This is a genomic window from Metabacillus niabensis, from assembly GCF_902829255.1.
Lineage (GTDB): Bacteria > Bacillota > Bacilli > Bacillales > Bacillaceae > Metabacillus > Metabacillus niabensis.
Genome location: NZ_CADEPK010000109.1, coordinates 1 through 9,516 on the forward strand (window position 1 = coordinate 1; position 9,516 = coordinate 9,516).

The 9,516-nt window shown below is 33.4% G+C and carries 12 protein-coding genes; 6 read left to right on the top strand and 6 right to left on the bottom strand.

Features of this window, described 5'->3' with window-relative positions:
• Window positions 1-429: YqfQ family protein (locus HU235_RS10325; protein WP_233452192.1), on the bottom strand; the 429-nt coding region annotated here is incomplete at its 3' end.
• Between the two features lie 194 nt (window positions 430-623).
• Here HU235_RS10325 and HU235_RS10330 point away from each other — a divergent pair.
• Window positions 624-1,940, top strand: coding sequence for a DEAD/DEAH box helicase (locus HU235_RS10330; protein ID WP_095302473.1), 1,317 nt, complete (start codon window positions 624-626; stop codon window positions 1,938-1,940).
• A gap of 11 nt (window positions 1,941-1,951) precedes the next feature.
• A complete protein-coding gene (locus tag HU235_RS10335) occupies window positions 1,952-2,845 on the top strand; it encodes a deoxyribonuclease IV (RefSeq protein ID WP_174880171.1) in 894 nt (297 codons plus the stop codon).
• A 101-nt stretch (window positions 2,846-2,946) separates the two neighbouring features.
• On the opposite strand, the gene HU235_RS10340 is transcribed toward HU235_RS10335, so the two are convergent.
• Window positions 2,947-3,201 (bottom strand): DUF2624 domain-containing protein, encoded by a 255-nt coding sequence (locus HU235_RS10340; RefSeq protein ID WP_095302471.1) that lies wholly within the window; start codon window positions 3,199-3,201, stop codon window positions 2,947-2,949.
• Window positions 3,202-3,525: 324 nt separating this feature from the next.
• Here HU235_RS10340 and HU235_RS10345 point away from each other — a divergent pair, with 324 nt between their 5' ends.
• From HU235_RS10345 to HU235_RS10355, 3 genes are read left to right on the top strand one after another with little or no spacing between them, the layout of a single operon-like run.
• On the top strand, window positions 3,526-4,287 hold the full coding sequence (locus HU235_RS10345; protein ID WP_174880172.1) for a metal ABC transporter ATP-binding protein: 762 nt from the start codon (window positions 3,526-3,528) through the stop codon (window positions 4,285-4,287).
• A gap of 16 nt (window positions 4,288-4,303) precedes the next feature.
• Window positions 4,304-5,146: a metal ABC transporter permease gene (locus HU235_RS10350; RefSeq protein WP_095302469.1), complete on the top strand. Its 843-nt coding sequence runs from the start codon at window positions 4,304-4,306 to the stop codon at window positions 5,144-5,146.
• Complete coding sequence (locus HU235_RS10355; RefSeq protein WP_095302468.1) at window positions 5,143-5,553, top strand: Fur family transcriptional regulator; 411 nt, start codon at window positions 5,143-5,145, stop codon at window positions 5,551-5,553. Before HU235_RS10350 ends, HU235_RS10355 begins: the two co-directional genes overlap by 4 nt.
• A gap of 45 nt (window positions 5,554-5,598) precedes the next feature.
• Here HU235_RS10355 and HU235_RS10360 read toward each other — a convergent pair whose 3' ends face one another.
• Window positions 5,599-6,171: a hypothetical protein gene (locus HU235_RS10360; RefSeq protein WP_174880173.1), complete on the bottom strand. Its 573-nt coding sequence runs from the start codon at window positions 6,169-6,171 to the stop codon at window positions 5,599-5,601.
• 139 nt (window positions 6,172-6,310) lie between these two features.
• On the opposite strand from HU235_RS10360, the gene HU235_RS25500 reads away from it, so the two are divergent.
• Complete coding sequence (locus HU235_RS25500) at window positions 6,311-6,781, top strand: hypothetical protein (RefSeq protein WP_370877239.1); 471 nt, start codon at window positions 6,311-6,313, stop codon at window positions 6,779-6,781.
• Between the two features lie 58 nt (window positions 6,782-6,839).
• Here HU235_RS25500 and ispG read toward each other — a convergent pair whose 3' ends face one another.
• From ispG to HU235_RS10380, 3 genes are all read right to left on the bottom strand, one after another.
• Entirely contained in the window at window positions 6,840-7,931 is a 1,092-nt protein-coding gene (gene ispG / locus HU235_RS10370) for a flavodoxin-dependent (E)-4-hydroxy-3-methylbut-2-enyl-diphosphate synthase (RefSeq protein ID WP_170944319.1), read from the bottom strand.
• Window positions 7,932-8,075: 144 nt separating this feature from the next.
• Window positions 8,076-8,405: a hypothetical protein gene (locus HU235_RS10375; protein WP_095299792.1), complete on the bottom strand. Its 330-nt coding sequence runs from the start codon at window positions 8,403-8,405 to the stop codon at window positions 8,076-8,078.
• A 447-nt stretch (window positions 8,406-8,852) separates the two neighbouring features.
• Window positions 8,853-9,516 (bottom strand): DUF1189 domain-containing protein (locus HU235_RS10380; RefSeq protein WP_174880174.1); only part of this gene is annotated, 664 nt, incomplete at its 5' end.

Consider the following 9,516-nt stretch of genomic DNA (forward strand, 5'->3'; position numbering starts at 1 on the left):
AGTATCTTCACTATTTAATTCACGATATATTTTAATCATTGCAGGTAAGTTTTTAATTAATGGTCCGTATTGCTGAACCATTGGTGTCACTTGTTGAGCCATACCTAGTACTTTTTGAACATTCCCAAGCATACTAGAAATATTCGATGGGTTTGTTAGTCCTTGGAGAATTCCAGGTGCACCTGAGCGGGTAGCGGTCGTAACTCCTTGTATAAGCCCTTGAGGGTTAACGGGGCCAACTGCTTGGTTTCCTGGTATGATTCTTGAAAGAATTCCTTTTAATCCTCCACCTCTTGCAGCAGCCTGTGGAGCAAATTGTCCTCCTCTCATTATTGGTAATGTTGGTTGCCGCATTATAGGCATCTGTCTTGGTTGTGGTGGATAAAAGCCTCTAGTGTTCATTGGAGGCATAGGTCTATTTTGAAACAATATAAGTCCTCCTCTCATTTAAAGTTCCTCTATGGATAGATTATGCAGTTAGATGAAGAATGGTTTCTTTATTTAACAGTAGATATTTAAGGTAAATTTTGAGTTTTTACGAGAATCGTATATAATGAAATGATGGATAAATAAAGTGATACATATATATTTGCATTAGCTTTATCCAAAAGGAGATGACAAGAATGGTCGAAACTAAATTTGAGCGTTTTTCGCTTAAACCTTTTATTATAGAGGCAATAACGAAAGAATTAAACTTTTTTGAACCAACAGAAATTCAAGAAAGATTAATCCCATCAATTTTGAGGGGAGAAAGTGCTATCGGACAATCTCAGACAGGGACTGGGAAGACACACGCATACTTATTGCCTTTACTTAACAAAATTGAGCCTGAACGGAAGGAAGTTCAATTAGTCATTACCGCACCAACACGGGAATTAGCAACACAAATTTATAATGAGGTTGTTAAAATTACTTCCTTTTCTAAGGAAGAGATGACCGCTAAATGCTATATAGGGGGTACAGATAAACAACGGGCAATTGAAAAGTTAAAATCGCAACCTCAAATTGTTGTTGGAACACCTGGAAGAATTAATGATTTAGTCAATGAGCATGCACTTATTGTTGGGAAAGCTCGGGCCTTTGTTGTTGATGAAGCCGATTTAATGTTAGATATGGGTTTTATAAAAGAAGTAGATATGATTGCTGGACAAATGCCTGAAAATCTACAAATGCTCGTTTTTTCTGCAACAATACCAGAAAAACTAAAACCTTTTCTTAAAAAATATTTGGAAAATCCAAAGTTTACTCATGTAGCACCTAAACAAGCGACTGCAGCAAAAATTGAGCATGTCTTAGTTCCTACTAGACACCGGGATAAAATAAAGCTAGTTTATGAAATGTTAGTAGGATTTAACCCTTTCCTAGCAATAGTTTTTACGAATACGAAAAAGAGAGCTGACGAAGTTGCAGATGCGCTAATTGATCAAGGGTTAAAGGTTGGACGTATCCATGGTGATTTATCACCTCGCGATCGGAAAAAAATGATGAAGCAAATTAACGATCTTGAGTATCAATATGTTGTTGCTACAGATTTAGCTGCAAGAGGGATTGATATTAAAGGAGTTAGTCATGTCATTAATTTTGAAATACCGACAGCTGAATTGGATTTTTATATTCATCGTGTTGGACGAACAGCAAGGGCAGGAAGCTCAGGGATAGCTGTGACACTTTATGAAGCTTCAGATGAGGATGCGTTAAATAAACTAGAGAAATTGGGAATAGAGTTTATTAATCGTGATTTTGTTAATGGAGAATGGAAAGACATTGAAGATCGAAAAAGACGTAAAAATCGAAAAAGAGTAGCTGATGAAGTAGATGCTGCAGTAAAAAGTATTGTACAAAAGCCTAAAAAGGTAAAACCTGGATATAAAAAGAAAATGAGTCAGGAAATGGAACAAATTAAAAAGAGAAAGAGAAGATTAAATCGAAGAGGGAAATAGGAGGAAGATAAATGCTTAAACTAGGTTCACATGTATCGATGAGTGGAAAGAAAATGCTTTTAGCATCTAGTGAGGAAGCTGTTTCATATGGTGCAAACACGTTTATGATCTACACTGGTGCACCGCAAAATACTCGGCGAAAAAAGATTGAGGAATTAAATATTGAGGCTGGACAAGCCCATATGAAGGAGCATGGAATTGAAGAGATTATCGTTCATGCCCCATACATTATTAATATTGGTAATTCTACAAACCCAGCTACATTTGAATTAGGAGTTAATTTTTTACGTTCAGAAATTGAAAGAACACAAGCGATTGGAGCAAAGCAAATTGTTCTTCATCCTGGTGCACATGTTGGGGCAGGAGCAGATGTTGGAATTAAAACAATTATTCAAGGGTTAAATGAAGTGCTAGAGCAGAATCAAGAGGTACAAATTGCCCTTGAAACGATGGCAGGAAAAGGGTCAGAATGTGGTCGTACCTTTGATGAGCTAGCAAAAATAATTGATGGTGTAACACATAATCAACATTTATCAGTATGTTTTGATACATGTCATACACATGATGCTGGATATGATATTGTCGGAGATTTTGATGGAGTATTAAAAGAATTTGATTCAATTATTGGCATAGATAGAATAAAGGTTCTTCATATTAATGATAGTAAAAATCCAATGGGTGCGAGAAAGGATCGTCATGAAAACATTGGATTTGGTCATATCGGTTTTAAAGCTTTAAATCAAATCGTTCACCATCCTGCACTGATGGATGTCCCTAAAATTCTCGAGACACCATTTGTTGGTGAAGATAAAAAATATAAGAAACCACCATATAAGTTTGAAATAAACATGTTAAGGGAACAAACTTTTGAGGAAGATTTGCTTGAAAAGATTTTAAATCAGTAAGAGGTCAAGGTAGATTCAATAATAGAGGGCTGTCTAAATTTGACAGCCCTCTTCAAATTTCTGATATAAAATTTCATACTAGGTAAGTATATATCATGATTCTATTTGATAAACTTTTGAAAGATGGCATTCACTTCATTTGCAGTTTCAGGTGATGTAATGGCAGCTATTTGATTAAGTAATTGTTTTCGCTCAACATGATTGAATATATTTATATTCTGTCCATTTATAATACTTACAACCTTTGCAGCTTGTGTCCGATCAATGGCAACATTAAATTGCTTTGCGTACTGCAAAAGCTCTTCAACAGAAATGCTATTAAGCTTTTGATTGATTATTTTTTGAAATAAAATCATCTTTATTCAAACCTCCTCTCATACAATGTATGGAGGATTCATAGATGTGTGATTTTTTTTCTAAGTTTGTTTAATGAAAGTTTTTATAGTCAATTATTAGTAAAAAACAATTAAAGGTGAAAAAATTCCTAAAATGATATGACAAAATAAACAAATTTCTCTTTCGATGAATTATGAAGGATGAGGAAGTTTACAGTTAAATTTTAAAAGGCTTGAATTATTTCTTTACATATAATTTGATTTCCAGTATAATTCTTATGTTAAAGTATTGTAGATATATTTTATGTAAATCGGAACGATTCTTAATTTAAAGGATGAAATAAATTGAAAAAACCAATTATTGAAGTTAAACATTTACATTTCACATATGAAAGGCAAAGAGTGTTAGAAGATATTACGTTATCAATAAATGAAGGAGATTTTCTTGGCCTTGTAGGACCAAACGGATCTGGTAAAACGACACTTCTTAAATGTATTTTAGGTTTATTGAAACCAGAAGCTGGCAGTATTAAGCTGTTTGGCCAACCAATTCAGAAATTTAAGGAGTGGCATGAGGTAGGCTTTGTGTCACAAAAGGCAAATAGCTTCAATACTGGTTTTCCAGCATCCGTTTTTGAGGTTGTTTCTAGCGGTTTAACCTCAAAGCTTGGGTTATTTAAGTTTATGACGAAACAAGACCGGATTAAAGTCATTGAAGCGATAGAGGCCGTTGGCTTAAGCGAGTTTAAAAGAAGGAATATTGGAGAATTATCTGGCGGACAGCAACAACGTGCCTTTATAGCACGTGCGATTGTTAGCAATCCAAAACTTCTCATCTTAGACGAGCCTACCGTAGGAGTTGATGCACAAACAGTGCAAAGCTTCTATGAAATGCTTATGCATTTGAACCGAAACTTAGGAATTACGTTGTTATTAGTAACTCATGATATTGGAACAATTACTGATAAAGTCTCACATGTGGCATGTATAAATAAACATTTACATTTTCACGGTAAATCGAATGAATTTGAATCATTAAAAGAAGAAGAAATGTCTGATTATTACGGGCACACATTACGTGTGCTAACACATAATCACTCCCATTAATGGAGGAAGTAAAAAAATGATTAGTAGTATTTTTGAGTATGAATTTTTACAAAATGCATTTGTTTCAGGAATGTTAATAGGAATCATCGCTCCGCTGTTAGGAGTTTTTATTGTTGTAAGAAGAATGTCATTGATTGCAGATGCATTAAGTCATGTAACATTAGCAGGTATTGCTGCTAGTCTGCTTCTCGAGAAGAAAGTTATGGCCTTTACAGGGTTGAATCCTATTTACTTTGGTATGGCCTTTTCTGTTATAGGTTCTTTATTTATTGAAAAGCTAAGAACTGTTTATAAACATTATCAAGAGCTCGCAATTCCGATTATTTTATCTAGTGGTGTTGGAATTAGTGTTATTTTTATTTCATTGGCAGACGGCTTTAATACAGATTTATTTAGTTATTTATTTGGAAGTGTTAGTGCTGTTAGTCGAACAGATTTATTTGTTATCATTATTGTTGCAATAACAGTTATTACAATTATATTTTTCCTATATAAGGAACTATTTTTATTATCATTTGATGAAGAGCATGCTTCTGCATCAGGAATTCATGCAAAATGGATTCATTTTATTTTTATATTAATTGTAGCACTTGTTATTGCAGCATCAATGAGAATTGTTGGTATTCTTCTCGTGTCATCGTTAATGACACTACCTGTAGCAGCAAGTATTAGAATTGCTAAAGGTTTTAAACAAACAATTTTCTTTTCTGTACTATTTGGTGAGTTATCTGTTATTATTGGATTATTCCTAGCATATTATTTAGATTTAGCTCCAGGTGGTACAATTGTTGTATTGTCTGTTATCATATTAATATTAGCGATTTTATGGACAAAAATAACAAAGGGGAAAGTTTCATGAACGTTCAAGAAGCTCTCGACTTACTAAAAGAAAAAGGATATAAATATACAAATAAAAGAGAGGAAATGCTTCAACTATTTGCAGATCATGACAAATATTTGACAGCAAAAGATGTGTTAGAATCAATGAAGGATGACTATCCTGGGTTAAGTTTTGATACTATATATCGCAATTTATCTTTGTTTGCAGATTTAGGTATTTTTGAAATGACTGAATTATCAGGGGAAAAACACTTTCGATTCTCATGTGATACGAAGCATCATCACCATCATTTTATTTGTTTACAATGTGGGAAAACGAAAGAAATTCCAGGTTGTCCAATGACAAACTATGCTCAAAATTTAACAGGGTATGACATAAGTGGCCATAAATTCGAAATATATGGAAAATGCCCACAATGTCATTAAAATTAAAAGCCTCTGACACTTATGTCAGGGCTTTTTTACGGTTTTTTATAACACTTTTACATCAGACCAATGATTAACCCATTTTTTTGCCTCAAGCCAATTATTAACGCGGATAACGCCTTTAGGAATAGGATCTTGATTATAAGGGGTATTAAATAAAATAACAGGAATATCATGCTCTTCACTTATCATACACGCATTATCATGCTTGTCCTCAAAAAAGATCGAAATTTCATTTTGTTTAACAGCCTCAAGTTTATTATGGTGACCTATTAATTCTATGTGATGATAATATATTTCATTTTCTTTGAACCAGTTATAGGTTATATCCAATAAGTGCTCTCTCCGTGCACTAATAAAGTATAGTTGATGTTGTAGCTTCCATTCATCTAACACTTCTTTGGCATATGGTGCAAGTGGTGCCTCTTTATAAATAATTGGCTCAAATTCATCCATCCATTTCCAAAAGCCTTGTTCTGAAATATTTAACACTTTTGTTAAATCATATTCTGTTAAGTCATTGTAAGTTAATGATTTTTTAAATGATTTATTTAAATAAGGTACAAACGTTTTTGGGTCTGTAACAGTTCCGTCAATATCAATTCCTAGTCGTAGCATCATGTACTCTCCTTTGAAGTTAACTACTATTAGTGTACCATATAGACTTTTTATTGAGCAGAAAAGTTTTACAGTTATAGTTCTTTTATTAAAGCTCATAATAGTAATGCTCCTTTATTTTAGAAAGGAAGGGATATGAATGCCAGACAATAATAAAATGGACATTCCTGAACGAGATCGGTACAGTAATTCCGAGTATAAAGGAATTACACCACTTGATCGTGAAATTGTGAGTGATGTACAAACTGGTTCTGCTATAAATTATTCAGAGCCAGTAAATAATAACAATCCAAGAACTACAACAAATACAGATACAGAAACAGCTGCAGAAATTGCAGCACCAGTTAATTTAAGAAGAGAAGTAATAAGAGGTAGGGAAACAGATGGGCGTTTAGATGACGGTAGAGCAGTTGAAGGAAGAGGTTTAGGGATACTTGCCTTAGCTTTATCGATTATCTCTCTCTTTTTTCTACCGGTTATATTAGGAGCAGCGGGGATTATTGTCGGTTTCATTGCAAGAAGAAGAGGAGCAACGGCTACAGGAGCATGGGCTATTGGTATAGGGATTGTTTCAATAATTTTAGGTATTTTTATCATGCCATTTTTCTAAATGGTACGTTAAAAATAAATCAAGGGATTGGCCATTTGGTCAATCCCTTCATTAAGAATTATGCTTTTTCTGCTGCTAATTTTGCAAAATGCTCTTCAGCAATTAAATCAATTTCCTTTTTCAACTCTTCAACCATTGTTTCTTCAGGAACTTTACGTACAATTTTTCCCTTTCGGAATAATAAACCTTCTCCACGTGCCCCAGCAATTCCAATATCTGCTTCACGAGCTTCTCCGGGACCATTTACAGCACATCCAAGTACAGCAACTTTTATTGGTGCTTTTATTTTTGAAATATATTCCTCAACTTCATTTGCAATACTGATTAAGTCAATTTCAATTCGACCACATGTAGGGCAAGAAATTAAAGTTGCAGCATTTGCTGCTAACCCAAATGATTTTAATAATTCACGAGCAACTTTAACTTCTTCTACAGGATCAGCACTTAAAGATACGCGTAATGTATTTCCGATACCCTTATTGAGAATAACACCTAATCCTGCTGCACTTTTTACTGTTCCTGCAAATAAAGTTCCAGATTCAGTAATACCTAAATGTAAAGGATAGTCAAACGCACGAGCTGCTTTTTCATATGCTTCAATAGCCAAGTTAACATCTGAGGCTTTCATTGATACGATAATATCATGGAAGTCTAAGTCCTCAAGAATTTTTATATGATGGAGGGCACTTTCTACCATTCCGTCAGCTGTAGGGTAACCATATTTTTCTAAAATTCTTTTCTCTAATGAGCCGGCATTTACCCCAATTCTAATTGGAATACCACGTTCTTTTGCAGCTTTAACAACGGCTTCAACCTTTTCTTTTCTTCCAATATTACCAGGGTTAATTCTAATTTTATCTGCTCCACCTTCAATAGCTTTAAGGGCAAGCTTATAATCAAAATGAATATCTACTACAAGTGGAATATTAATTCGTTTTTTTATTTCAGCAATCGCATTAGCGGCACGTTCATCAGGACAGGCAACGCGAACGATTTGACATCCAGCTTCTTCTAACCGATTTATTTCAGCAACTGTTGCATCAACGTCATGTGTTTTTGTAGTTGTCATACTTTGAATAACAACTTCATTATTCCCACCGATGGTTAAGTTTCCCACCTTTACTGGGCGTGTTTTAGTACGATGTATGATTTCACTCACGTGTAATCGCTCCTTAAAAATAAATATAATTCGAACCAACTATATATAATGATACGATTTTTTTGTCTATATTACTAGTAATTGTGCTTTCCATCACTCATTGTACTAGTGAGTATTCGAAAAAACAAGAATGAATTATTCGCTATAATCAGGGAAACGATAGGTTTTTCCAATAATAATGGATTCTGCCTTCACATTGTCATTTAATGTTTCAAAGTCATTTATAATTTTTTCAATCGAAGTTGGAAGACCACCATGATATTTCTCTATAATTGATAGAACAGTTTCACCTTGTTTTATTTTCATTTCATAATAAGGAATTGTTGTTTTTTGAACAATTTCTTCATCTTGTTTGGAAGCTTCTATATTAGTAATGCTAACTACAGGTAAAGTGCCAACTTTAATATCATAATAAATGATATAACATAGGAAAATCGCGATTAAAAACAATGATAGTCGTTTCATCATCGTTCCTCCAATAAAAAATAATAATAGCTTATTACCTTATATATATGGCTTGTCTTAATTATTATGATCGCTGTGTAAAAAATAGTGAAGTAGAACTACCTTCATAGGGGAATCTTAAGGATCCTTTTATTTATTAAGTAGGAAAATCTAATGTAAGTTATCGAGAATTAACTAATATTTTTTAAAATGTAAATGGAACATTACCAAAGGATAAGAATTATCAGCAGGATTTGTAATAGTATTACAAGAAATGTTAATTAGATTACAGAAAATTCCTAGAACTTGGGGAGATTAGATGCTTAAATTAATCTAACCTACAATTAGATTTTAGTTTGACTGAGTAATCCAAAGAAGAAAGTAATGGAATAGTTTGTCCTGATAAAAAACGAGTAAAAGGACTGTTCAGTATCAAAATAACTGATCAGCCCATTTTAGACAACTATTTTATTGAAGTGCTTTAGTAGTAGGCGGTATTTCTTTTAATGACAAGAAAAGCACAATGATATTTACAAACCAATTAAGTAAAAATCCGCTTGGCACGGAAATTTGTAAACAGTCCATAATAAAGAAAAAAGCTGTCGCTAGTGTTGTTGCATATGCTGATACAATCCAAATTTGTTTAAAATTAAGCTGACGTTGCAAGCTGTTTTTAAACATTAATCCAAACAATGCTAATAAGGTTACTTCTAAAAATTTAAAGAAAGCACCAAATAAAAACATAAAGACGATAAATACAGTATTAACAATAGGAAGAATTTGATTTAAGCCTTCAGAAAAATTAATTATATCCTCATTTGTTAGTGTCATATTTAATAAACGATATTCGTAGGATTGAACTTGACCTGCAGCGGCAATTACAAACCGATCCTTTAAAATGCCAATCGCATTCTCCATTTCTTCGAGTTCCTCAACTCCATTTGTTCCTGTATCATCTAACACAATAATAAAATCATCGTGCCTAATTTCTAATGGGGTATCAGAATCAGCTGAAAGCTCTCCATCTTTTATTGAAAAAGCAGGTAATTCATTTTTAATTGTCTCATGAAACCCTTTCAATCCATTAGATATTTCGGTACCGAAATAATACGCTGAAGGAATTGTACTAACT

Coding starts and splice junctions, on each gene's coding strand:
- HU235_RS25500 (WP_370877239.1), top strand. CDS start 6,311: ATGCCAGACAATAATAAAATGGACATTCCTGAACGAGATCGGTACAGT.
- HU235_RS10335 (WP_174880171.1), top strand. CDS start 1,952: ATGCTTAAACTAGGTTCACATGTATCGATGAGTGGAAAGAAAATGCTT.
- HU235_RS10330 (WP_095302473.1), top strand. CDS start 624: ATGGTCGAAACTAAATTTGAGCGTTTTTCGCTTAAACCTTTTATTATA.
- HU235_RS10355 (WP_095302468.1), top strand. CDS start 5,143: ATGAACGTTCAAGAAGCTCTCGACTTACTAAAAGAAAAAGGATATAAA.
- HU235_RS10340 (WP_095302471.1), bottom strand. CDS start 3,201: ATGATTTTATTTCAAAAAATAATCAATCAAAAGCTTAATAGCATTTCT.
- HU235_RS10360 (WP_174880173.1), bottom strand. CDS start 6,171: ATGCTACGACTAGGAATTGATATTGACGGAACTGTTACAGACCCAAAA.
- HU235_RS10375 (WP_095299792.1), bottom strand. CDS start 8,405: ATGAAACGACTATCATTGTTTTTAATCGCGATTTTCCTATGTTATATC.
- HU235_RS10350 (WP_095302469.1), top strand. CDS start 4,304: ATGATTAGTAGTATTTTTGAGTATGAATTTTTACAAAATGCATTTGTT.